The sequence below is a fragment of the Priestia sp. SRI_019 genome (assembly GCF_057586255.1).
The window spans coordinates 1,286,347-1,308,281 of the sequence record NZ_JBYCZN010000002.1 but is presented as its reverse complement, the minus strand read 5'-3'; the positions used below and the strand labels follow the sequence as shown (position 1 = coordinate 1,308,281).

Below are 21,935 nucleotides of genomic sequence, written 5' to 3'. Positions count from 1 at the left end.
AAAATAGGAGGGAACTACCTGTAAGAAGAAGGAGAACTAGTATGTTAACGTTAAAACAAATCAGACAGTGTCTAGATGCTATGGCGGAAATGTTTCCTGACGCTCACTGTGAGTTAAATCATCGGAATCCCTTTGATTTAGTCATTGCTGTAGCGCTATCTGCTCAGTGCACAGATGCTTTAGTCAACCGCGTAACAGCGGAGTTATTCAAGAAATATCAAACGCCTGAAGACTATTTAGCCGTTTCGTTAGAAGAGCTGCAGCAAGATATTAGATCAATCGGCTTATATAGAAATAAAGCTAAAAATATTCAAAAGCTCTGCCGCATGCTCATTGATGAATACGGAGGAGAAGTTCCAACAGATCGTGATGAGCTGACCAATCTTCCAGGAGTAGGGCGTAAGACGGCTAATGTTGTTGTATCCGTAGCTTTTGGAGTACCGTCAATAGCAGTGGATACGCATGTAGAACGTGTAAGTAAACGCCTTGGGATTTGCAGGTGGAAAGATTCCGTTTTGGAAGTAGAAAAAACGCTGATGAGGAAAATTCCGAAAGATGAATGGTCCGTTACGCATCATCGACTTATCTTTTTTGGACGCTATCACTGTAAAGCACAGTCTCCTCAATGTCATGTCTGCCCGCTTCTTGATCTCTGCCGAGAAGGAAAGAAACGAATGAAAGGAAAAGAGAAGAAGACAGATGTTACCGATTGAAGTGCCGTCACATTTCATATGCGAACCATTCTATTCAAAAGAAGATCGGGTTCTTGAAGTAGATAAAAAAAATGGAAGAAATTATTTTGCTTATGATATTTTATACGATGTACATAAAGAAACGAAAACACCTTGGAGGGATGTTCAAAAGAACATACGGCCATTTTTTGAAAAGTGGGAAACTCAAAGGGAAGAACTGTATACGCTTTTTTCTCAGCGAAAAGCAAAAGAAGCAGCCCCTTGTATGAAACAAGCTGCTGCTATGTATATTAGTTTACTGTTTTGGATTAATGGACAGCCCGTTCGGCGTTTAAATCGGCTGCAAGAAGACATAGCGGACCTAACCTATAAGCCTATTAACTGTGCTGAGAGACTTATGTTTTTGCTGCAGCGAGTTTCTTCTTATCAAGCGTATATTCAGCTGACAGAATTATTTAATGAGCTGCGTAAGCAGTATGCAAAAATGCTTATTCTTCACAAGCAATAAAGCCCCTACACGTGTAGGGGCTTTTTACTGCTACGTTAATTTTCAGTTGTTGGCTCTTGCTGCGGTGTAGCAGGTGTTGACGGTGTCGATGGTGTAGCAGGAGTTTGTGGTGTTTGACTTCCTGAGTCACTTCCACCGTTGTCTGCTGGAGGAGGAGTTGTGCCTCCGTTATTATTGTTGTTGTTGTTGCCGCTATTACCATCGTTAGCATTGCCGCTATCATTATTGTTATTATCGGTATTCCCGCTATTGTTACCGCCGCTATTGCTGCCATTATTGCTGTTTTGGTTATCATCCGGCTGAGTAGATGAATCGTCACCTTGATCAGAGCCGTTGTTTTGATCAGTATTGCTATTGTCTTCATTTTGATTATCGTCCGTTGTTCCGTCATCTTCAGGCTTAGTAGAATCATCTTCGGTAGCTTGATTTGATGAATCAGGGACTTTTACAGAAGAACTAGCGCTTTCGCCCGTATTTGTTGTTACGGTGAAACTATACGTTGCGCCTGGTGCTGGGTTGGAAATTGTTTTTCCACCGGCTCCTGCGCCAGATGCGAGTTGTTCAGAACCGTTAGGAGATGACATTGTGACTGTAAAGGTCGTATCACTGGCTGCGTTTGACGCTGACCAGTTAACTGAAATTGCTCCTCCGCTATACGAAGCAGTAATTTTTGGCTTCACATCTTTATTGTCTTTTTTCTCTTTTTTGTCCTCTTTTTTATCTTCTTTCTTTTCTTCTTTTTCTTTCTTCACAAACGTTTGAGATACTTTTGTCGGTGCAGTACCGCGCACAAAGTATTCTTTAGTAATTAAGCTCGAAGGAGTAGAGCCGCTTGGGCGTTTTAAGTCTTTGCCCGTTGGCTTTTCCACGGAACGTTCAACTACGCTGTCCGGCTGCTTGAAACTTCCTTTAGGTTTGCCTTCAGAAATATGAGTAATAACATGCTTAAAGATATTTTTTGCCATGCCTGTTTCATTAGGACTTAAAATATAGCCGTCTTTAGCAGTTTCATAGCCTGTCCATACCGAAATCGTATAGTTTGGCGTAAACCCATTAAACCAAACGTCTTTTTCACCAGCGTCTGGAATGTTGTATCGTTGCTTTTCTGCAGCACTAAAGTTCGAAGTTCCCGTTTTACCCGCAATTTCTAATCCTGGTGTACGAACAGCACGAGCTGTACCATAGGATTCGTTTACAACAGATTTCATCATGTCCGTCATCATAAATGCCGTGTAATCTTGCATTGCGCGTTTTGATTTTGGCGTTAAATCAATTTCTGTTCCATCTGGGAATTTTACCTTTGTCACTGTATGCGGTGCATTGTACATACCTTCATTTGCAAAAGCACTATAGGCTCCAGCCATTTGTAGAGGTGTAACACCTGTACGGAAGCCTCCGATAGAATAAGCCTCAGAGTAAGCTTCGCCGTCTTCTTTATCTAATTTTAGCCCAAGGCCCGTAGCAAACTCTTTAGCTTTGTCTGCACCGGTTGCTTGAAACGCTTTTAAAGCAGGGATGTTCAGTGAGCGTCCTAAAGCTTCACGCGCTGAAACCCATCCTTTATAATTGCGTCCAAAGTTTCGGATTGGCGTGCCGTCTGAATAATGATATTCTTCATCTTTTATCGGTTGTCCAGTGGACCACTTTAAGTTTTCAATCGCTGGACCGTAATCTAAGATCGGCTTAATTGTTGAGCCTGGCTGACGTCTCATATTTGTTGCAAAGTTTAAGCCGCCTGATACGCGATTACGTCCGCCCCCAATTGCTTGAATACCGCCTGTTTCATTATCTACAACGACAAGACCTGCTTGGAATTTATCGTTCGGGAAGTTGACTACTTTGTTATTCATCACATCATCCACATAGTCCTGAGCATTAGTGTCAAGCGTTGTATAAATTTCTAAACCCGCAGAAAATGGATCCGCGTCTGTTTTCTTTTTTACTTCTTCGATTACTTGGTCAATAAATACATCGTACTTAGATGTTGATTCAGTTTGTTTAGCTAAGTGAGCCTGTACATCTACTTGTTTTGCTTTGTCGGCCTCGGCTTGTGTAATGAAGCCGTTTTTAGCCATTAAGTTTAATACTGTGTTACGGCGTTTAGTAGCATTCTCTGGGTTTGTAACTGGGTTATAAGTAGTTGGCGCTTTTGGTAAGCCTGCCAACATAGCAGCTTCATCGAGAGTTAAATCTTTTACGCTTTTAACTCCGTAAAATTTCTCAGCTGCTCGTTCAATACCGTATACTTCACCTGATGCGAAATATATTTTGTTTAAATACATTTCAAGAATTTGTTGCTTCGAATATTTACGCTCAAGCTGGTAAGCTAACCACATTTCTTGTACTTTACGTTTAACCGTCTTCTTTGGTGATAAGAACGAATTCTTTACCACTTGCTGAGTAATCGTACTACCGCCCTCAGCACCGAAACCGTTTTTAAAGTTCGCCATTAATGCTCCGCCAATTCGGTAAAAGTCGACGCCGTGATGTTTATAAAAACGAACGTCTTCCGTAGCGATAAATGCGTTTTTGACGACTTGGGGGATTTCATCGTATTGCACATATGTACGTTTTTGAGCTCCAATTTCTTTTACAACTGTCTTTCCATCGTTTGCATATACTTTAGATGAAAAAGAGTTTTTTAATACCGAGTCATCAACTTTTGGAGCATCGCTTATCATAGCAAAAAAAGTTCCCACTCCGGCAATGAGCCCGATGATTCCTATCAGTAAAACTGCGGCAACAATTTTACGAAATAGGCCTCCTTTTTTCTTCTTTTTCGGTTTTCCTTGAGATTTACCTTCTGGTTTGTTGTCATTCATAGCTCTTCGTCGTTCTTCACGAGAGCGATAATTATCTGACATAAAAACTCCTACCTTTCAACGCATTGTAAGAGAATGATTTCCGTAAACATATATATCATACTCTTAAAAGTATAATTTATCTATAGTTTTTATGTAATCGATTCTCGGATGGTAACCAAGTTCGATGAAATGTCCTTTTTTTTCAATATCTGCCTTAGGGATTGATTTTCGTCCATCTTTTTTCATGGCATCCCAATAAGGAAAAAGGAACTGTGCTTCGAACAAGTATATTTCTTGTAAAGTAGAGAACATTAATATAACGAAACAAATCCCGTTTTGTTTCACAATTTGCTTCATATGTTCAATTTGATGTTCATGAAAATTACGCAGCGGAAATGAGGTTTTATTTCTCGTTTCTTTTGCTTCAAAGTCAAGGTGTTTTCCTTTATAGACTCCATTATAGTCTGTAGTAGAAGCCTGTTTAAAATAAGCTTCTTTGATAACAGCGGCACTTCTCTTCGGGTAGTCTACTTTTACAATTTGAACAGGGGTTGGTTTTTTGTGAACAATGGCTATTCCTTTTGAAACATAGTATTCGTTTGTTTCGTTTAAATCGTCCTCCAGCGTCATACCACGATTGCTATAGCTAGCTTCTAGCTTTTTAGGGGAAGGACTGCTGGTATTCAATGGCTTATAGGCCTTTCCGTTAGGATAGCGAATCATAACCATCACTCCTTTAATGTAAATCTATTAAACAAACAAATTCTATTATACCAAATCCTACAAATAAAAATAGATGAAAGAAGATGAAGAGATGTCACTCAATAGTTCGGAACAAGCGCTGTTGACGGCGATTGAAAAAACCACAGACAAGCTGAATATTGATAATATATCAAGAACCCAGGCTTATGCAACTTTTTATCATAGATATCCTGAAGTAAAGTGGGCATTTCTCGCAAGTATGGTATCACGAAACGCGGGATGGAATATGTGTGATTTGCAAGGGAAAAACATGAAAAAAGCGTTATCAAAGCAAACGCGCGATTTATTATTTTTGACGTATGAAAGAGCCAATTGGCTTATTTTTAAAGATGCCTTCCCGCAATTACTATTGTATGCTGTTTCGCGTAAAAAACATGTCTCTTACGTTCATTTACTTCCCTATTTAAATGTTTCATCTTTTATCGAAGAGAAGTGGAGACAATTTATGCAGAGACCTTGTGAACTGCAGCTTATTCATGCGTTAATTGTGAATGAGCAGCATGTTATTCAACAGCCCGTTATTGAACAGCCTTTTTATCAAGATAGAGTGTTTAAAAGTACGCTGTTTCTTTTTCAAGATGTATTCCACTTTAGTTCCGTCCTTTTTCCTACTACAAAAGGGGAATTATACGGTTGTTCTGTTCATGATTTTACAAAAATAAATAATCGGATTGATTTAGGGAAGAAATTAGCGGCTTTATTATTTCATGAAAAGTATTATCCCTTGTTTTATGAATTTTCTTTGAAAACAATGCATACGGGTTCGAGATACGACTATGAGCAGTATTTTGTGAATGAAACCAGTTGCCGTACACCTGCTCTTCGAATGGTGTATCCGCCTATTAGACATCATGAAAAGAAGAGAGAAGAGTGGTTTTTAACGAAAAAAGAGGAACGAAAGCTCATGAAAAAGCCGTCTTTTCCAAAGAAAGTTCATTTTACAAAGTGGTATCTTCAAAAGCAAAAGCAGCTGTATATATTAATGAAAGTAGCGCAAGTATTTAATGTAAATAAAAACGGTCACAAGTGACCGTTTTGTTCTTAAGTAGAAGGCTGGTTAGGACCGTTTAACTTTTTAGGATCACCGTAGGTTTTTGTTTCAGGCTTATTTTTAGGCTGTGATTTTTGCTGTTTGTTGGCCATATCTAGGCACCTCCTATCATGTTGTAATAAACGTTCAGCAGCGGAATGTATCTGCTTAGCTGAAATGTCTATACTAGTGTTTTCAATATGCTCACTTTCGATTCACCATAAATGAAAATGTCGAAAACATCTTTCTTTGACGAATAGAAACTAGTTTTGTCATGTGTGAAGGGACAATGAAGAAAAGAGAGAATACGTTATGCAAAGGAAAATTTGGAGGGATGGCGATGAAACAAAGTATGGTTAAAACAAGCGAAATGATAACTTTATTAGATAGCTTACTAGAGCAAGTAGATTTAGTCGATAAAACGATGTCTACATCTATAAATGAAGCATTTACACATTGTGAAGAAACATATATGGAACAAGTTCATCGCATTGACCAATCACTGCAAGAAATTGAAGTAGCTGTGTATGAAAGCATGCCTTCCGAAACAGAATGGAATAGAAGCCGAAGAGAAATGGTTCTTCATACAGTATAAAGACTGTTTATGTTACAATAGTCATCGTAGAGGTGACGAATAACGATGAATGAAGATGTGAAAAAAAGTACGGAGATCATGTTTCAATATAATGAAGTAGCTGTAGAGCGATTAGCGTCTATTCAACAGGAAGAAAATTATGAAGTGAAATTTTTTGAAGAAGTAAAGCCTTATGGAGATATTTTCTTCAAAGAACTTGATGAATGGGCTAGTCTCGTAACGGAATGGCTGAAGAAAGAGCGACCAAAATATATTCATGTTAATCAAGTAGAGACGTTAAAAGAAAATTTACAAAACGTTGTACTACAGTCATTTTATCCCGAGACGCGAGAAAAGCGATTTAAAAAGATGTATCACTCAAATAAGTATGTGCTCGAGTCGATATTGAATAATTAATCCCGGCCTTCCGTTAAGATCTACAAGGTGGGGATTTTCTATGTGTGAGATTGTGACAAAAGTATTTTACACGAATTAAAAAACGAACTATCGATCAAAAATTTTGATTCGTAGTTCGTTTTTTTGATAAGAGGCATAGGTTTCATTTGTTTTGTTCTTTCTAGCAGTTGATTGGAGGGCAAGGCGAAGACTCCTGCGGGAAAAGCGGAACAGATGAGACCCCGCATAGCGAAAGCGGCGAGGAGGCTCAGCGGCCGCAGAAAACGAAGCCTTGCACGGAGATCAACTGCGGTGTCATAAGCGGTTCAGCTCATGTATCCCATTTGTTCGTCTCTAGATTGAAATCATTTTGTTACGTCCCAGCCTCTTTTTATCATATCAATCAAAAAGTTAATCAAAATCTTTTTGAGATTGGATAGAAACAGCTGGGTGATCTTGTGAAGCGACTGTATCGATATGATAATCAACTTTTTCAGTATGTTTAGAAGCAACGGCGTTATTTGTTTTAGTTACTGCACTTTGTCCTTGCTTTTTATGATCAAAATGTTTTCCGCGACTCATGAGATAGACCTCCTTTATTGAATACTACGTTAAAGCTTTTATAGTATAAACAAGTCAAAAAAGAAGTATGTGTCCACTTTACAGGAAACAAAGAAACCACCGATTTCTCGGTGGTAGTAAAAAAATTAATCGTCTTGTGCACTAAAATCGGGCTTAGTAGCTCCAATTTGTTCGAGTTCACGTACAGCGGCTTTGTAATTCATAGGAGTTAAAAAACCTTTTAAATACTGCTGCTGAGCAAAATCGAGTAATTCATTACTTGACTGCGGCTCATACTGTTTCACCGCAATAAAAGCTTCTTGAAGTTCGTTCACATACATGTAAATTCCCTCCTAATCCCCGTTTGTGCCACTACGTATTGTAGTATCACTTGTTCTTATCGTACCATATATTTAAATAATCTCGTTTTTTTGAAAAATTTAAACTTTCGACAGAAACCTACATATTTTTGAATGTGTTTTCCAAAAGTACAAGTAGACGAACGTCACCTCTTATTTCTGCATACATACTATATATTATGTAATATTAAAAAGGAGGTATTGATTTTGCATGTATACAAGTAAGCATTATCCGTATTATGAGCAACATCAACCAGAACGTTTTGATTTAAGTCAGGTACATCCATTTCCGCAGTATCATCAGCAGCCATGGACGGAAGCTTATATGCCGCAACATCCGTACGCTCAGCAACAAATGCCTTTTGGTCCTCAGCAAATTCCCTATATGAACGGAATGTACCAGCAGCCCATGTACAATAATGCAGGTGCGCCTTTTAATCCATATCCTAAAGCTCAGCAACAAAAGCCTCAGCCTTCTCAATTTCAGTCATTAATGTCTCAGTTTAAATCGAGTGATGGCAATTACGATATGAACAAGATGATGAATACTGCGGGGCAGATGATGGGAGCCATGAACCAATTAACGTCCCTAGTAAAAGGGTTTTCCGGGATTTTCAAAGTATAAGGACTAGAAGGTATTTTCTAGTCCCTGCTTATTATTTCTTCTTTTGATTTTTAAAATAGGTTTCTCCAAGAAGTGTAAATACTTCATTGTAAGTTAATCCAGACTGAGCATTTAAACGTTTGACTTCTTCGATATCTGTTGTTGATGAAGTTGAAATTTGATGCTTGCTTTTTTTCATAAAACATCTCCTTCTCTATGTAAAATGAAGAACATCCCATCTTAGTATATTTCCCAATGTCCCCCTTTTATAAGTGGAAAAAAACGCCGAAGACACTCATGGTTCTTCGGCTTTTTTTTTGCAATAAAGATGAGTATTTAAAAAATTAAGAACGGCGAGAACGACGAGAGCGGCGAGTAGAACGACGAGAGCGGCGAGTAGAACGACGAGAGCGGCGAGAAGAACGACGAGAGCGGCGAGAAGAACGACGTGAACGGCGAGTAGAACGGCGAGAGCGGCGAGTAGAACGACGAGAGCGGCGAGAAGAACGACGTGAACGGCGAGTAGAACGGCGAGAGCGGCGAGTAGAACGGCGAGAGCGGCGAGTAGAACGACGAGAGCGGTGAGTAGAACGGCGAGTAGAACGATGAGAGCGGCGAGTAGAACGACGAGAGCCGCGAGTGCTGCGGCCAGTGCTACGAGAAGAGCGACGCGGCTTTGTTAGTGGACCGGCAGTTGGCTCTTGAAACATAAAAGATTTCAGTTCTGTACATTCTAGGGCTTCAGCAGCCTCTTTAATTTTTTCAGGTGTAATATGCAATACAAAAACCTCCTTGTCAATTGGACTAGGTCTTGCATTAATAGAATACGCGCTGATGCTTGTCCTTGATATGAGTCAAAAGTGGAGTTTGCGCAAATAGTTGATGAGGTGGGGTATCATGGAGAATTTACCCTTCATATACTTTAATAATTGAAGAAAGGTGGTCGAATAATGAAGCAAAAAGAAATCCCTCAATACGCTCTGTTTGTGAATGTAAAAGATTTAAAGGAAATACAAAGAGATATTTGGTCAGAAGAAGCGGTTCAGGCAACGATGAAGTTTAACAAAAAACGCTACGATATTGATTTGCTGCTAAGAGGCTCCCACATTCGGAAGATGAAAAAAAAGTCATATTATATTGAATTTTATTCTCCAAAAATATTTCAGCGAGCCAAAGAAATACACCTAAACGCTGAATACAAAGATCCATCGCTTATGCGCAACAAATTGTCCCTCGATTTTTTCTCCTCTTTAGACGTTTTATCTCCTCATTCTCAGTTTGTCACCCTTAAGATTAATGGGAAAAATGAAGGAATATATCTTCAGCTCGAATCGGTAGATGAACTATTTTTGAAAAAAAGAAATTTAGCGGATGGATCCATATTTTATGCAGTGGACGGAGATGCTAATTTTTCTTTGATGAGCGATTTGGATAAAAGGCCGAAAACAACTTTGTTATCTGGATATGAAGATAAAGCAGTGAAAGAAGGGGATGAGGAAAAATTAGAAAAGTTTATATTTAATCTTAATACGTGGACAAATACGGAATTCGAACAGAATATTGAGAAGTATCTGAACGTCGACCGCTACTTATCTTGGTTAGTCGGTATTATTTGTATGCAGAATTACGACGGTTTTGTCCATAACTATGCCCTCTATCTAAATCATGAAAGCGGGCGCTTTGAACTAATTCCATGGGATTATGATGCAACTTGGGGAAGAGATGTAAATGGAAAAGTAATGGAAGGAGACTATGTCCGCGCACAAGGATTTAATACGCTTACAGCTCGCTTACTGGCGGTAAACAGCATTAAAAAGCGATATATTCAAAAAATGAACAATGTTCTAAATAATCAATTCACAATAGAATACATGAAACCAATCATTTATCAACTGCATGAGTATATTGCTCCTTATGTATTAAAAGATCCTTACGTAAAAGATAACTTGGAGCAATTTTATAAAGAACCCGAATTTATGCTGTCTTTTATAAAAGAACGAACAGCGTATATTGAAAATAACCTTTTGACTCTTTAAAAAGAGATAGATTTATAGGAAATTTATAGGCAACAGTGGATTTTGTTAATAATAGGCAAATGCAGGAAATCAATAGCTGTACATGATACGTATATATACAGTATGGATGACCAATAAGGATAACTAATAAGGAGGAAAAACAATGAGTAACTATTACTATGGCCAAGAACAAGGGCAAAATCAAAATCCGCGCCAAAAATCAAGCGAAAAACGCAGCCAAAATATACAAATGCCTGATAAAGGCTATTCTTCTCACTTCAAACCCCTAAAAGGAAGAGTGGTGACCGTTTATCGTGGAGGACCTGAATCTAAAACAGGTTATTTGGTTGACGTGCAATCAGATTATTTAATCTTAGCAGTGGAAAGCAACAATAACAATAATAACAATAATGGTGAAAATGACAACCAAAACAATCAAAACAACCAAAATAATAATCAACAAGAATATACACTTGTATATTATCACTTAGCGCATGTAAAAAGTATCACTGAAGATACTATGTCAAATTCGGCACAAACGTTTACTGGAATTAGCGCAGAATTAGAATTATATCGAGGGAAAACTTTTGCTACAACTTTATCATTGATGAAAACTAAATATGTGCAGGTTAACCAAGGTGGACCGGAGAAAAAAGCAGGTCAGCTTCTTGATGTCTTAGGTTCATTTGAATCTGCTTATATAGTACTACTCACAGAAGACGACGGTGTCATCTATATTAATACTGAACACGTTAAGAGTGTGAGTGAATATCAAAACAACGATGGAGATCAAACTAATCAATCTGCAAATGAACTCTTAGTGAGCCAAGAACCAGAATATATGAAATCCAAAAGCTTTAACGATCTTTTTGCCCACCTTTCTCATAAATGGGTATCAATCAATAATGGAGGACCTGAAGCTGTAGAGGGCGTGTTAGTACAAAGCCGAAATGGTACATTTACACTTGTGCAGAATAATCAAGTATTACGCTTACAGCCAAGACACGTTAAAACCATTTGTGTAGGAGCAAAAGGGGCTTTTAAACAAAACGATAACAATCAAAATAATGAAGAAACAGAAGAAAATGGAGAGACTGAAGCTGCAAAGTCTACAGAAGAACGTACAGGAAGCCGTACGGGAGAACGTACAGGTGGACGTACAGGACGCCGCACGGGTGGACGCACAGACGATCGTTCTCGAGGACGCCGTACGGGTTCACGCTCTTCAACACCGGCTGAGAAAGTTATTAAAACGAAAAATTATCGTTGGAAAGCATGATGAAATGGAACATAAAAGGTGCTTATAAAGCACCTTTTCTATCATATGGGAAAAAGGAGGAGAATGAGAATGAGTATGAATCATTATATCAATAAAATTGTGGAGTTAGATATTTCAGGTAAAACGACATTTGTTGGCAGACTTATTGATCTTGGATTAGATATTATGGTTTTGTATAATGGACATGATTATTTGTATATTCCTCTTTTACACATGCATGGTTTGCGGGAAGTATCTGAAGAAGACTATACGGTTTTACGTGAAATAGAAGAGAACTTAATAGAAGAAAGTCAGCGAATTTCTTACCGTAATATTTTACAGCAGGCAAAAGGGAAATTTATTGAAATTTATGTAACGGGAGGGAAATCATTGCATGGCTATATTACAAGCGTGCTGAATGATTATCTCGTGTTTTATTCTCCAGTGTATAAAAATGTCTTTGTTTCTCTGCATCATTTGAAATGGCTTACCCCTTACAGCAATGAGTTAACCCCTTATTCTTTAAGTGACAAAGAGCTCCCAGTAAGACCTGCCTCTGCACCTTTTGTCAGAAACTTTGAAGAGCAGCTTAAAAAATATGAAAATCAGCTGGTCGTATTAGATTTAGGGGATCAATCAGAAAAAATTGGCGTACTTAAAGAAGTTTCTAATAATATTGTTGAACTAATTACGGCAAATGGAGAAAGTATGTATTGGAAGTTAGCTCACGTGAAATCTGTGCACTTGCCTTAGAAAAAGAGACCTCGCTTTCGTCTCTTTTTTTATGTGCTTATCAGGACAAGTATATTGAATAAACAAATGAGATGATTTAAATTTTTTAGAAAATTATGTTGACAATAAAGAAAATCTTTATTAAAGTTATTAACAACAAACGTTAACCACCAACAATTATATAGAACTCTTATCAAGAGTGGCGGAGGGACTGGCCCTGCGATGCCCGGCAACCATCAAATGAAACATTCATTTGAACGGTGCTAATTCCTGTGGAACATCAGTATTGTTCTAACAGATGAGAGAAATCGTGTATAAACGAACACTCTTCCATCTGTGAAGAGTGTTTTTTATTTTGAGTTAAGGAGAGAAATAGATGAAAATTGAAACTTTATTAGTTCGTTCAGGAGTAGGTCGTGACCCTTCAACAGGTTCTATTACAACACCCATTTACCAAGCATCAACATTTGCTCATCCTGCTTTAGGGCAAAGTACAGGATTTGACTATGCACGTACGGCAAACCCTACTCGTACAGCATTGGAAGAAGCAATTGCTGCTTTGGAAAAAGGAGAAGTAGGAGTAGCATTCGCTTCAGGAATGGCGGGTGTAATGGCAGTTTTAGCACTATTTAAAAACGGAGATCATTTAATTGTATCAGAGGATTTATACGGAGGAACGTACCGAGTACTAAATGAAATCTTTTCAGAGCAAGGAATTACTGTTTCGTACGTCAACACAGCCCATCTCGAACAAGTAAAAGATGCGCTTCGTCCTAATACAAAAGCTTTATTTATTGAAACACCTACGAATCCAATGATGCACGTGACTGATTTGCCAGAAGCAATTGCGTTAGCTAAACAGCATGATTTGCTTACTATCGTTGACAATACCTTCATGTCGCCTTATTATCAGCGTCCTTTAGAGCTTGGAGCAGATATTGTGATACATAGCGCAAGCAAATACATTGGGGGTCATAATGATGTAGTTGCTGGTCTTGTAGTGGCTCGATGTAGTAGCTTAGGAGAGAAAATTCGTTTTTATCAAAATGCAGCGGGGGCAATCTTAGGTCCACAGGACAGCTGGTTGTTATTACGCGGTGTTAAAACGCTAGCGCTTCGTATGGAAAAGCATAATGAAAACGCACTGAAAATTGCAAATTGGCTTACTGCTCATGATCTCGTGGAAAAAGTGTATTACCCTGGTCTTGAAACACATCCAGGCTATGAAATCATGAAGAAACAAGCAACTGGATTTGGAGGCATGATTTCTTTTGCTGTCTCACACCCTGACATCGTGTCAGTACTTTTAGAAAATGTCAAAGTTATTACATTTGCAGAAAGCTTAGGAGGCGTGGAAAGTTTAATGACATTCCCAGCTCGTCAAACACATGCTGATATTCCGGAGGAAATTCGAAATCGTGTCGGAGTAACAAACTGTTTACTGCGATTATCAGTTGGAATTGAGCACGCAGATGATTTAATTAAAGATTTGAAGGAGGCATTTGATGCATACCAACAATAATAAACATAGATTTGGAACGAACTTAATTCATGCAAATACAGGAATTGACGGTCATTTTGGAGCGGTTAACGTACCTATTTATCAGGTATCTACATTTAACCAAGAAGATGAGACGAACAACGGCCGCTATGACTATTCTCGTTCAGGAAATCCAACTCGTGAGGCTTTAGAAAACACCATTGCTCAGCTAGAAAATGGATACGCTGGTTTTGCTTTTTCATCAGGTATGGCTGCTATCTCATCGGTGTTATCTATTTTTGAATCAGGGGATGAAATTTTAGTTTCACATGATACGTACGGCGGGACATATCGTGTATTAACACGATTATTTTCAAAGTTTGGTATCAAAACAACTTTTGTTGATACAACGAAGGTTGAGAAAGTAGAAGAAGCTATCACAAAAGATACGAAGGCCATTTATATCGAAAGCCCTTCAAATCCATTTTTACAGGTAACGGATATTAAAGCAGTAGCAAGTTTGGCGAAGGAGCGCAATCTCCTTACAATTGTGGATAACACGTTTTTAACACCTTATCTACAGCAGCCGATTGACCTTGGTGTAAACATTGTGATTCATAGTGCTACAAAATACATCAGCGGCCACAGTGACGTCATTGGCGGTTTAGTTGTAGTAAGCGATGAAAAGCTAGCAGAAGAAGTAAAGTTTGTACAAAATGCTTTTGGTGCTATCTTGGGACCGCAGGATTGTTTTTTACTGCTTCGAGGAATTAAGACATTAAAAGTTCGTTTAGATCAGCAGTTAAAAACAGCGCTACAGTTTGCAAAATGGCTTGAAGAACAATCTCTAGTGAGCCGTGTATACTACCCGGGCTTAAAAAGTCATCCAGATCACAAACTGATTTCAGAACAAGCAAATGGATACGGAGCTATGATTTCTTTCCAAGTACAGGATGAAAAAGTAGCACGACATATTTTACAAGGAGTCAAATTAGCTTCAATTGGCGTTAGTCTAGGTGCAGTTGAATCCATTCTAACGCATCCTGCAACAATGTCTCATGCAAGTATCCCAAAAGAAGTACGTGAAGAAAAAGGAATTACTGATTCACTCCTTCGCCTTTCAGTAGGGTTAGAGGAATTTGAGGATTTGAAGCAAGACTTTAACGCTGTTTTTCAAAGCTTAGAAGAAAAAGCGTTAATTAAATAAGGAAAAGGACTTCCGTCAAGGAAGTCCTTTTTTATCGTTATACACAGCTATCTAAAAGGTTTGTGTATAGGGACGCAAGCGCAACTTTTTCATCAGAGGAAAGACTGCTGTTTAGAATTCTTTTTATGCCAAGGTGATATTTTACATACGGTGTTTGCCGGACGCGTGGATGAGTCATTTCATCTTTTAAATCTTTCATAATGGCTTCGTGAAGCTGATCTTCACTTGTCATGGCTTGTTTAGAAGCGAACGAACGGTTCAACCATAGGGTTTGATAAGCTGCTAGTAAATGTTCAGAAGTCATTGTGCAAAGAGCTCCTTTAGATTAGTTTCTTCATTATAATAATCTATAGTTTACCACAAGTATTAATACGTGTACGTAACTTTTACAGAAGCAGATACAATCAAGGACTGAGCTTGAATAGGGGGAGAGGCTGCTAATAACTTAGGCGAGGAGCCAGATGACTGATAGACAGGTCCTTCTTCGATTAAAATAGGAATTTGGTTAATAGGGAGCTGCAGCGTGTTGGCAATGGTAAAGGCCTTTTCTTTAGCGTTAAGCAAAGCTTTGCTTATCGCTTCTTGTTCATATTTATCATCATTTGTAACGTGGAATTGAAGATCTTGCGCTACGTTGGCTCCGCTTGAAAACGTAGCGTTATAAACATCGCCAGCTTGTTTTACATCTTGTACTCTTACTCTAAATAAGTGCTGTACTTCGTATCCTATAAGAATCGATTTTCCATCGCTGTAATCATATTTAGGATTTATAGTGAACGAAGCTGTTTCAATTTGCTGGTCATTGATTCCAAGTTTTTTTATCTCTTGCAGCAGAGTATTTGAAACAGCTGAATTTTCTTTTAAGGCTTCTTGAACATCTCGGTTTTCCGTGCGCGTTCCAATCGTCATGGAAATTTCATTTGGAATGGCTGAAGCACTTCCTTCACCAGTTACTTTAATTTCTCTATTTTGTGTATCTACGCGCAGTTGCTGTGTAGGTTCATAAGGGAAATAAGAATGTTGCATACCAAAAACCTCCTTTATTGATCTTTAGTATATATATGATAAGAAAAGGAGATTAAAAACAAAAAGAGATTGAGACATAACTAAATCAAACGCTAGAAGCACCTACATACATGAAATCTACATTCACCATACCAATAAAAAAATCCGAACGAATTTGATTCTTCATCAAGAATCAAATTCGTTCGGATCTTCCTTCAACTAACGTACTTTTCTTCAGCTTCTTTTTGTTTATTTCGATTCTTTAATTAATATTTCTTTCATTTCAATGAATTGATTTTGAACATCGTTTGACGGTTTCTTTGTTAGTAAACTTACAATAACAACAGCTAATAAGCTTAAAAAGAACCCAGGAATCATTTCGTAAAGGGCATCTTTCAATGGAGTATTTACCCAAATTAATACTGTAGCAGCACCTACAATCATCCCTGCAAGTGCTCCCCATCGAGTCATACGCTTCCAGTAAAGACTTAGTAAAATAGCAGGACCAAAAGCTGAACCAAATCCAGCCCAAGCATATCCAACCAGCCCTAAAATCGTATCACTAGGTTTTAAAGAAAGCAAAATGCCAATAATTGCAACACCTAAAACCGCAGCTCTTCCAACCGTCACAAGCTCTTTGTCAGAGGCCTTGCGTCGGAAAAATGTTTTATAAAAGTCTTCTGTAACAGAGCTTGCCGTTACAAGCAGCTGAGAAGAAATGGTACTCATAATTGCCGCTAGTAAAGCTGCATATAAGAATCCAGTAATTAACGGATTGAAGAGTATATCCGCAAATTTAATAAAAATAGTTTCAGGATCTGCTAGTTTCATACCTGTTTTTTCTACATATGCAATCCCAACAAGTCCTGTCAGCATAGCACCAATAATAGAAATAATCATCCAGCTCATTCCAATACGACGGGCGGGTTTTAACTCCTTAACAGAAGAGATAGCCATAAAGCGAACGATAATATGAGGCTGTCCGAAATAGCCAAGTCCCCAGGCTAAGAAAGATATAATACCTAAAACGGTCGTACCTTTAAAAATGTCAAGATATGCTGGATTAATGTCCTGTACAATATCTATTGTTGTGTTAACGCCTCCAACATTGGTGAAAGCTACAATAGGTACTAAAACTAAGGCAAGAAACATAATAACACCTTGAACAAAATCTGTTAAACTAACGGCTAAAAATCCACCGAAAAGGGTGTAGGCAATAACAACAGATGCTGTTACAAATAAGCCAATTTGATAATTCACACCAAATGCCGATTCGAACAATCGTCCGCCTGATACCATACCAGCTGAAGTGTAAAGAGTGAAGAAAATAAAGATAACAATCGCTGATACTGTTCGAAGAACCTTGGCATGGTCGCCAAAGCGATTTTCAAAAAAGTCCGGAATTGTAATGGAGTCATTCGCTACTTCCGTATAAGTGCGAAGACGCGGAGCGAGGATTAAATAATTTAAATACGCACCAATAGATAAACCTACTGCAAGCCATAAACTTGAAAGACCTGTCACATACATGGATCCCGGAAGACCCATTAACATCCATCCACTCATATCTGAAGCACCTGCTGAAAGCGCAGTAACAGCCGGACCTAGTCCGCGTCCGCCTAGCATGTAACCCGATACGTCTTGAGTTGTTTTTGTGTAGGCATACCATCCTATTCCAAGCATTCCTACAAAATAAATGCCCAGTGAAATATAAACACCAATATCCACGAAATCTCCCCTTTATGCATTTTTTATGCATGAAACGAGCACTACTCGCCATGCAAACATCTTATGGTTCCTAAAACTAACAAACTTTTCCCTTACTATCAACCCACAAAACCGTAAAATACATGAGGCGAAAATCCCCTATCCCTCTATAATAAAGAAATGAAATCGTTTTCAAAATAAAATAAAATAAAAATATTCAGAAACTTATAAGCGCACTTTTTATGCAATATTTTATGCAATAGGTAAAATGAAAAGAGCATTTTATAAAATGCTCTTTTGACATTCATGTATATTAGCGTGAATTCGGGAACACGCGTCGAACAACTTCTGAAAACTCGTCAAACAGTCCAGAAACTGGTTTACCTGTTTGGAGCTTGTCCACATATCCGTTCATACGGTTTACAAAGTCAGGGTTTGTTGAAACAAATACTCGATGAACACTACCGTCTGCTTTTCTTACTTCGTGTGCGATTTTATGCTCCATATCTTTTGTAAGATTACCTTCTTTGTTGTCGTCTAATACAGCGGCCACATAAGCTGTATGATCGGTTACGATGACATTAGCATCTTTTACGTTTTTTAACGCTACGATACGATCAGCCGCCACATCGGCTACTCTCATTCCGCCGGACTGATTATACTGTTCTTTTTCGTTACGCTGTACGTCTTGCGTATCGTTTACGTCATTCATTTTCGTTTTATTGTTCCCATTTTCATATGTGACGTTGCGGACTGTATCATCATCAATGACGCCATCTTTACCTTGATCTGCTGTGCTGCAGCCGAATAAAGAAAGGGTCGTCATGCAGCCTACAACAAACAAAAACGATTTCTTCATGATAGTATCACTCCTTATAAGTTTTAACCTTTCTTATAATTTGTTAAAAACGTGTGAAGCATACATGAAAAATATAAAAAAGCCTATACTATCGAAAAAGGAGGAATATGTATGAGTGGAATTCAACAAAGCATATTTGTGCTTCATACAAAAGAAGAAAACCATGAAGAAACAACAACATTTGCACTAACTTCAGAAGAAGCTAAGCTATTATTTGAGACCCTGCAAAATAAACGCAAAGAAATTATCGACGCCCACATTGATAACATGTTGACGTAAGGAAGATAAATATTTTGCAAAACGGATGAGCCATATGTTAAGAATGGCCCAATATTTGCATTCTACATATAGGTATAGTATAATGTAAACGCAACCAAATTTAATAAATGTAATGAATACTACTTTTGACCATACACTCGAATTAGATTTAGTGAAAATTCACTTGTTATAAAGGAGATCTACTTCGCGTAGGTCTCTTTTATAATATGTGAATTTTTTATTTACGGTATAAATGTAAATATAGAGTAACATATTAAAATTTTTACATTTTTTGGAGGTTTTTTTACATGGCTACTACAGGTACAGTAAAATGGTTTAACAGTGAAAAAGGCTTCGGTTTTATCGAAGTACCAGGCGAAAATGACGTATTTGTTCATTTTTCAGCTATCCAATCTGAAGGCTTCAAAACATTAGAAGAAGGTCAAAAAGTTGAATTTGAAATCGTTGAAGGCCAACGTGGACCTCAAGCGGAGAATGTTGTAAAATTATAATTCAACGCTACATATGAAAGCTGCCGATAGGCAGCTTTTTTTGTACAAATTTGTTTTATTTATATGATTAAGAAAATAGATTAAAGTAGGGGAGGGGAGAAGAGAAGGTATGAGTTCATTTCATTGCTGTGCCACATGTCAACATTTTCAAAGTATTAAATTGGATAAGGGAATGAAGTATCGATGCAAAAGACTTGGCTATGAAACCCGTCCTTCGTATCAGTTTACATGCTGGGAGCCAAAAGAAGTAGTTAAAAAGCTAATGGAAAAACGAAATCAAAAATGAGGCTGGGACATAACGAAATCAATTCAATCTACAGACGAACAAATGAGCTGGTAGGGCTCGTTTGTTACACAACAGCTAGAAGCAGTTACATACATAAAACCTACGTTCACTCTACCAATGAAAAAATCCGAACGAGTTTGATTCTCCACTAAGAACCTCGATTCATCGTTCGGATTTTCCTTCAACTAAAATACGTTTGTCCCAGTCTCTTTTAATTATTCCTCGTTATTTGTACCTTCCTCTGAAGGTAAATGCTTCCCGCAAAATTCTTTTACAACTTCTTCTTCCTCTTCTTCAAGGTCGAAGTCTAATACTTTATTTGTTGAAACTTCGTAGAAATGAGTTTGGGCAATAGAAGTGTTATCTTCGCTTTTAATATATACTACGCGTAGTGCTAGGTCGTTGCCCGTATATAATTCATCATCTTCTTCTACCTCAATGTATAAATGAAATTCATAGCGTTCACCTAGAAGGAGACCAAATGGATCCTGCAATTGTTCAGCTGTATATTCTTTAATTGTAAACATATGTACGTCCTTTCCATATATCAGTAAAATACTTGCATCATCTATTATAGTTTTTCTTTGCAAAGAAAGAAAGTGCATGCGTAATTCATGCACGGATTTATTCCTTGAACGTTCTATTTAGCGAATCTACCTGATGCGATGGCGCAAGGACTTCGATGATTTACTTAAATGTGGAAGAAACGCGCGTATGTTTTTGCTTATACATGGCAGCATCTGCTTTTTGAATTAATGTATCTAGGTTGGTGTCGTCTGAAGGAGGTGCACATATAATAAATCCGTAACTCGCAGACAGTGCATACGGCTTATTAAATTCTTTCTTTTTATCTTCTAGCTGTTCATTAATATTTTGCCACAGCTCTTGTACGTATTCTTCCGTTTGTTCAGGAGCAATTAATAAAAACTCATCTCCTCCGTAGCGAAAGAGCGTATCATCGTTACCAATATAACCACTAATTGATTCTGCTATTGTTTTAATAAGCCAGTCGCCTTCTCTATGACCATATTGATCATTTACTAGTTTTAAAGAATTAATATCGATAAAGCATAATAGGAAAGATGTATGATTGGTTTTAGCTCTCAGCAGTTCCAGCTGCAGTTTTTCCATTCCGCTTCTTCGATTTAAAATTCCGGTTAGCATATCAGTTGAAGCGTGCAAGCTCAATTCATGCTCAACCGCTTTTAAATCGGTTATGTCGGTAATACCTGCGAGTATGCAGCTTTCGCTTTGATACTCTAGTAATTCATAATTGATCATAACCCACTTAGAATCTCCATGTTCACGTGCTTCTAGGATGTAGTTTTTTACATATTTCTCTTGTTGAAGACGTTTTAAAATCTCCTCTCGATCTTCATCAGTAGGATAGATTATAAATCCGTCTATTTGATCAAGATCTTGAGAAGCAAGATTGTAAAAATGAATAGCTTTATTGTTAATGAGCAGCACTTTGTGGTCGGATAATCTCGTTAATAGCAAAGGATAGGGATTAATTTTGAACAGCGTAAAAAAATTACGTTCGCTTTCTTTTAGCTGTAAATGATTCATATATTCTCTGTGACGGTATGTATAAAGAATGTATGAAATAAGTAAAGCGATAGCAACTGCTGCAGTTGTATTGATCTGCTTTGAAATAAGTGAAAAAGAATCCGGTACATATCGTGATAAGCCGTATAGTAAAAAAAGATGGTTAGGAATAAAAATGATGCACAGATGTTTTAATTTCATAGGACATAAAACAGCTGTGGAAATCAAAAGCATCATATACACGTCTACGCGACCTGTGAAAAGCTGACTGTTAATAGTAGAAAGTGCTGCAGCAAATACGTAATAAAATATATAGCCATATACAATGGTACTTAAGTAGTTAGCAAACCGTTCTTTTCTCTTACTAACATAATAGAAAAATAAATAAAGAGAGGAGAGAGCAAAACTAGTGAAATGAATACCAATTAGTGTATGTCTAAACTGAGATGTCCCCGCATGTTGAAGTAAAGAAAACCCTATATAAATATAAATAGGATAGGAAACTACAAGAGCAAGTGAAACTAGCTTGACTCTCTGTTGAAGCATCTCTACATTCGTTTTATCGAACATTTTATCTTCATTAACTTCTCTTCCTGAAGGAAAACGAAATTTCTTCAAAAAGGAGAAAGGTAAAAGCGAAAGAAGAAATGACATGACCATCATCTCCATATCTTTTTTAGGTATTTTAGCATGTTTCTATAAGAAAAGACATGAATTTTTTAGATGAAAATGTCTGCTTTTTGATTAAGAAAAAGCATAAAGATTTATATGATTAAAG

Annotated in this window: 27 protein-coding genes and 1 riboswitch; of the genes, 14 read left to right on the top strand and 13 right to left on the bottom strand. The window is 37.7% G+C overall.

Annotated elements, in window-relative coordinates; all coding sequences use genetic code 11:
- Nucleotides 1-41: 41 nt before the first annotated feature.
- Both nth and AC2YJL_RS16895 read left to right on the top strand, forming a co-directional pair.
- Nucleotides 42-713 (top strand): endonuclease III, encoded by a 672-nt coding sequence (nth, locus tag AC2YJL_RS16900; protein WP_230932089.1) that lies wholly within the window; start codon nt 42-44, stop codon nt 711-713.
- Entirely contained in the window at nt 700-1,200 is a 501-nt protein-coding gene (locus tag AC2YJL_RS16895) for a YpoC family protein (RefSeq protein WP_230932090.1), read from the top strand. The genes nth and AC2YJL_RS16895 overlap by 14 nt, the downstream gene beginning before the upstream one ends.
- A gap of 35 nt (nt 1,201-1,235) precedes the next feature.
- Here the strand turns inward: AC2YJL_RS16895 and AC2YJL_RS16890 are convergent, their stop codons facing one another.
- Together AC2YJL_RS16890 and recU are read right to left on the bottom strand one after the other, a co-directional pair.
- Nucleotides 1,236-4,064 (bottom strand): PBP1A family penicillin-binding protein, encoded by a 2,829-nt coding sequence (locus AC2YJL_RS16890; protein WP_230932091.1) that lies wholly within the window; start codon nt 4,062-4,064, stop codon nt 1,236-1,238.
- A gap of 63 nt (nt 4,065-4,127) precedes the next feature.
- Nucleotides 4,128-4,727 (bottom strand): Holliday junction resolvase RecU, encoded by a 600-nt coding sequence (recU, locus tag AC2YJL_RS16885; protein ID WP_014460963.1) that lies wholly within the window; start codon nt 4,725-4,727, stop codon nt 4,128-4,130.
- 73 nt (nt 4,728-4,800) lie between these two features.
- Between recU and AC2YJL_RS16880 the strand changes: the two genes are divergently transcribed.
- On the top strand, nt 4,801-5,796 hold the full coding sequence (locus AC2YJL_RS16880; protein WP_230932092.1) for a DUF2515 family protein: 996 nt from the start codon (nt 4,801-4,803) through the stop codon (nt 5,794-5,796).
- A gap of 11 nt (nt 5,797-5,807) precedes the next feature.
- Here AC2YJL_RS16880 and AC2YJL_RS16875 read toward each other — a convergent pair whose 3' ends face one another.
- Nucleotides 5,808-5,909 (bottom strand): hypothetical protein, encoded by a 102-nt coding sequence (locus AC2YJL_RS16875; protein WP_016763465.1) that lies wholly within the window; start codon nt 5,907-5,909, stop codon nt 5,808-5,810.
- A gap of 227 nt (nt 5,910-6,136) precedes the next feature.
- On the opposite strand from AC2YJL_RS16875, the gene AC2YJL_RS16870 reads away from it, so the two are divergent.
- Nucleotides 6,137-6,391: a hypothetical protein gene (locus tag AC2YJL_RS16870; protein WP_050690691.1), complete on the top strand. Its 255-nt coding sequence runs from the start codon at nt 6,137-6,139 to the stop codon at nt 6,389-6,391.
- Nucleotides 6,392-6,436: 45 nt separating this feature from the next.
- Complete coding sequence (locus AC2YJL_RS16865; protein WP_013056113.1) at nt 6,437-6,787, top strand: YppE family protein; 351 nt, start codon at nt 6,437-6,439, stop codon at nt 6,785-6,787.
- Nucleotides 6,788-7,177: 390 nt separating this feature from the next.
- Here the strand turns inward: AC2YJL_RS16865 and AC2YJL_RS16860 are convergent, their stop codons facing one another.
- Nucleotides 7,178-7,348, bottom strand: coding sequence for a hypothetical protein (locus AC2YJL_RS16860; RefSeq protein WP_013056114.1), 171 nt, complete (start codon nt 7,346-7,348; stop codon nt 7,178-7,180).
- 125 nt (nt 7,349-7,473) lie between these two features.
- A complete protein-coding gene (locus tag AC2YJL_RS16855; protein ID WP_013056115.1) occupies nt 7,474-7,668 on the bottom strand; it encodes a YppF family protein in 195 nt (64 codons plus the stop codon).
- Between the two features lie 229 nt (nt 7,669-7,897).
- Here AC2YJL_RS16855 and AC2YJL_RS16850 point away from each other — a divergent pair, with 229 nt between their 5' ends.
- A complete protein-coding gene (locus AC2YJL_RS16850) occupies nt 7,898-8,311 on the top strand; it encodes a YppG family protein (RefSeq protein WP_013056116.1) in 414 nt (137 codons plus the stop codon).
- Nucleotides 8,312-8,342: 31 nt separating this feature from the next.
- Here AC2YJL_RS16850 and AC2YJL_RS16845 read toward each other — a convergent pair whose 3' ends face one another.
- Together AC2YJL_RS16845 and AC2YJL_RS16840 are read right to left on the bottom strand one after the other, a co-directional pair.
- A complete protein-coding gene (locus tag AC2YJL_RS16845; protein WP_195695005.1) occupies nt 8,343-8,489 on the bottom strand; it encodes a hypothetical protein in 147 nt (48 codons plus the stop codon).
- Between the two features lie 145 nt (nt 8,490-8,634).
- A complete protein-coding gene (locus AC2YJL_RS16840) occupies nt 8,635-9,069 on the bottom strand; it encodes a CotG/ExsB N-terminal domain-containing protein (protein WP_487374815.1) in 435 nt (144 codons plus the stop codon).
- Nucleotides 9,070-9,240: 171 nt separating this feature from the next.
- On the opposite strand from AC2YJL_RS16840, the gene AC2YJL_RS16835 reads away from it, so the two are divergent.
- The 5 genes from AC2YJL_RS16835 to AC2YJL_RS16815 all read left to right on the top strand — a co-directional run bounded on the left by AC2YJL_RS16835 (nt 9,241) and on the right by AC2YJL_RS16815 (nt 14,982).
- A complete protein-coding gene (locus tag AC2YJL_RS16835) occupies nt 9,241-10,326 on the top strand; it encodes a CotH kinase family protein (protein WP_195695003.1) in 1,086 nt (361 codons plus the stop codon).
- 229 nt (nt 10,327-10,555) lie between these two features.
- Nucleotides 10,556-11,584 (top strand): spore coat protein, encoded by a 1,029-nt coding sequence (locus AC2YJL_RS16830; protein WP_407819228.1) that lies wholly within the window; start codon nt 10,556-10,558, stop codon nt 11,582-11,584.
- 69 nt (nt 11,585-11,653) lie between these two features.
- A complete protein-coding gene (locus tag AC2YJL_RS16825) occupies nt 11,654-12,316 on the top strand; it encodes a hypothetical protein (protein ID WP_028407978.1) in 663 nt (220 codons plus the stop codon).
- Nucleotides 12,317-12,482: 166 nt separating this feature from the next.
- Nucleotides 12,483-12,600: riboswitch (SAM riboswitch) on the top strand.
- A gap of 71 nt (nt 12,601-12,671) precedes the next feature.
- Nucleotides 12,672-13,817: a trans-sulfuration enzyme family protein gene (locus tag AC2YJL_RS16820; protein WP_034653411.1), complete on the top strand. Its 1,146-nt coding sequence runs from the start codon at nt 12,672-12,674 to the stop codon at nt 13,815-13,817.
- Complete coding sequence (locus tag AC2YJL_RS16815) at nt 13,801-14,982, top strand: trans-sulfuration enzyme family protein (protein WP_014460952.1); 1,182 nt, start codon at nt 13,801-13,803, stop codon at nt 14,980-14,982. The genes AC2YJL_RS16820 and AC2YJL_RS16815 overlap by 17 nt, the downstream gene beginning before the upstream one ends.
- A gap of 37 nt (nt 14,983-15,019) precedes the next feature.
- Here AC2YJL_RS16815 and AC2YJL_RS16810 read toward each other — a convergent pair whose 3' ends face one another.
- The 4 genes from AC2YJL_RS16810 to AC2YJL_RS16795 all read right to left on the bottom strand — a co-directional run bounded on the left by AC2YJL_RS16810 (nt 15,020) and on the right by AC2YJL_RS16795 (nt 18,553).
- Entirely contained in the window at nt 15,020-15,286 is a 267-nt protein-coding gene (locus AC2YJL_RS16810) for a hypothetical protein (protein ID WP_230932096.1), read from the bottom strand.
- A 62-nt stretch (nt 15,287-15,348) separates the two neighbouring features.
- On the bottom strand, nt 15,349-16,008 hold the full coding sequence (locus AC2YJL_RS16805; protein ID WP_230932097.1) for an SIMPL domain-containing protein: 660 nt from the start codon (nt 16,006-16,008) through the stop codon (nt 15,349-15,351).
- A 228-nt stretch (nt 16,009-16,236) separates the two neighbouring features.
- Complete coding sequence (gene putP, locus AC2YJL_RS16800) at nt 16,237-17,715, bottom strand: sodium/proline symporter PutP (RefSeq protein WP_230932098.1); 1,479 nt, start codon at nt 17,713-17,715, stop codon at nt 16,237-16,239.
- Nucleotides 17,716-18,007: 292 nt separating this feature from the next.
- Nucleotides 18,008-18,553, bottom strand: a complete 546-nt coding sequence (locus AC2YJL_RS16795; protein ID WP_016763474.1) for a YhcN/YlaJ family sporulation lipoprotein — start codon at nt 18,551-18,553, stop codon at nt 18,008-18,010.
- A gap of 111 nt (nt 18,554-18,664) precedes the next feature.
- Between AC2YJL_RS16795 and AC2YJL_RS16790 the strand changes: the two genes are divergently transcribed.
- The 3 genes from AC2YJL_RS16790 to AC2YJL_RS16780 all read left to right on the top strand — a co-directional run bounded on the left by AC2YJL_RS16790 (nt 18,665) and on the right by AC2YJL_RS16780 (nt 19,609).
- On the top strand, nt 18,665-18,832 hold the full coding sequence (locus AC2YJL_RS16790) for a hypothetical protein (RefSeq protein ID WP_013056129.1): 168 nt from the start codon (nt 18,665-18,667) through the stop codon (nt 18,830-18,832).
- Nucleotides 18,833-19,119: 287 nt separating this feature from the next.
- Entirely contained in the window at nt 19,120-19,323 is a 204-nt protein-coding gene (locus AC2YJL_RS16785; protein ID WP_013056130.1) for a cold-shock protein, read from the top strand.
- Nucleotides 19,324-19,432: 109 nt separating this feature from the next.
- Nucleotides 19,433-19,609: a hypothetical protein gene (locus AC2YJL_RS16780; protein WP_165575379.1), complete on the top strand. Its 177-nt coding sequence runs from the start codon at nt 19,433-19,435 to the stop codon at nt 19,607-19,609.
- A 215-nt stretch (nt 19,610-19,824) separates the two neighbouring features.
- On the opposite strand, the gene AC2YJL_RS16775 is transcribed toward AC2YJL_RS16780, so the two are convergent.
- Both AC2YJL_RS16775 and AC2YJL_RS16770 read right to left on the bottom strand, forming a co-directional pair.
- Nucleotides 19,825-20,136: a DUF6509 family protein gene (locus AC2YJL_RS16775; protein ID WP_050691214.1), complete on the bottom strand. Its 312-nt coding sequence runs from the start codon at nt 20,134-20,136 to the stop codon at nt 19,825-19,827.
- Between the two features lie 160 nt (nt 20,137-20,296).
- Nucleotides 20,297-21,811, bottom strand: a complete 1,515-nt coding sequence (locus tag AC2YJL_RS16770) for a sensor domain-containing diguanylate cyclase (protein WP_369360904.1) — start codon at nt 21,809-21,811, stop codon at nt 20,297-20,299.
- Nucleotides 21,812-21,935 lie beyond the last annotated feature (124 nt).

Coding starts and splice junctions, on each gene's coding strand:
- nth (WP_230932089.1), top strand. CDS start 42: ATGTTAACGTTAAAACAAATCAGACAGTGTCTAGATGCTATGGCGGAA.
- AC2YJL_RS16895 (WP_230932090.1), top strand. CDS start 700: ATGTTACCGATTGAAGTGCCGTCACATTTCATATGCGAACCATTCTAT.
- AC2YJL_RS16890 (WP_230932091.1), bottom strand. CDS start 4,064: ATGTCAGATAATTATCGCTCTCGTGAAGAACGACGAAGAGCTATGAAT.
- recU (WP_014460963.1), bottom strand. CDS start 4,727: ATGATTCGCTATCCTAACGGAAAGGCCTATAAGCCATTGAATACCAGC.
- AC2YJL_RS16880 (WP_230932092.1), top strand. CDS start 4,801: ATGAAAGAAGATGAAGAGATGTCACTCAATAGTTCGGAACAAGCGCTG.
- AC2YJL_RS16875 (WP_016763465.1), bottom strand. CDS start 5,909: ATGGCCAACAAACAGCAAAAATCACAGCCTAAAAATAAGCCTGAAACA.
- AC2YJL_RS16870 (WP_050690691.1), top strand. CDS start 6,137: ATGAAACAAAGTATGGTTAAAACAAGCGAAATGATAACTTTATTAGAT.
- AC2YJL_RS16865 (WP_013056113.1), top strand. CDS start 6,437: ATGAATGAAGATGTGAAAAAAAGTACGGAGATCATGTTTCAATATAAT.
- AC2YJL_RS16860 (WP_013056114.1), bottom strand. CDS start 7,348: ATGAGTCGCGGAAAACATTTTGATCATAAAAAGCAAGGACAAAGTGCA.
- AC2YJL_RS16855 (WP_013056115.1), bottom strand. CDS start 7,668: ATGTATGTGAACGAACTTCAAGAAGCTTTTATTGCGGTGAAACAGTAT.
- AC2YJL_RS16850 (WP_013056116.1), top strand. CDS start 7,898: ATGTATACAAGTAAGCATTATCCGTATTATGAGCAACATCAACCAGAA.
- AC2YJL_RS16845 (WP_195695005.1), bottom strand. CDS start 8,489: ATGAAAAAAAGCAAGCATCAAATTTCAACTTCATCAACAACAGATATC.
- AC2YJL_RS16835 (WP_195695003.1), top strand. CDS start 9,241: ATGAAGCAAAAAGAAATCCCTCAATACGCTCTGTTTGTGAATGTAAAA.
- AC2YJL_RS16830 (WP_407819228.1), top strand. CDS start 10,556: ATGCCTGATAAAGGCTATTCTTCTCACTTCAAACCCCTAAAAGGAAGA.
- AC2YJL_RS16825 (WP_028407978.1), top strand. CDS start 11,654: ATGAGTATGAATCATTATATCAATAAAATTGTGGAGTTAGATATTTCA.
- AC2YJL_RS16820 (WP_034653411.1), top strand. CDS start 12,672: ATGAAAATTGAAACTTTATTAGTTCGTTCAGGAGTAGGTCGTGACCCT.
- AC2YJL_RS16815 (WP_014460952.1), top strand. CDS start 13,801: ATGCATACCAACAATAATAAACATAGATTTGGAACGAACTTAATTCAT.
- AC2YJL_RS16810 (WP_230932096.1), bottom strand. CDS start 15,286: ATGACTTCTGAACATTTACTAGCAGCTTATCAAACCCTATGGTTGAAC.
- AC2YJL_RS16805 (WP_230932097.1), bottom strand. CDS start 16,008: ATGCAACATTCTTATTTCCCTTATGAACCTACACAGCAACTGCGCGTA.
- AC2YJL_RS16795 (WP_016763474.1), bottom strand. CDS start 18,553: ATGAAGAAATCGTTTTTGTTTGTTGTAGGCTGCATGACGACCCTTTCT.
- AC2YJL_RS16790 (WP_013056129.1), top strand. CDS start 18,665: ATGAGTGGAATTCAACAAAGCATATTTGTGCTTCATACAAAAGAAGAA.
- AC2YJL_RS16785 (WP_013056130.1), top strand. CDS start 19,120: ATGGCTACTACAGGTACAGTAAAATGGTTTAACAGTGAAAAAGGCTTC.
- AC2YJL_RS16780 (WP_165575379.1), top strand. CDS start 19,433: ATGAGTTCATTTCATTGCTGTGCCACATGTCAACATTTTCAAAGTATT.
- AC2YJL_RS16775 (WP_050691214.1), bottom strand. CDS start 20,136: ATGTTTACAATTAAAGAATATACAGCTGAACAATTGCAGGATCCATTT.
- AC2YJL_RS16770 (WP_369360904.1), bottom strand. CDS start 21,811: ATGTCATTTCTTCTTTCGCTTTTACCTTTCTCCTTTTTGAAGAAATTT.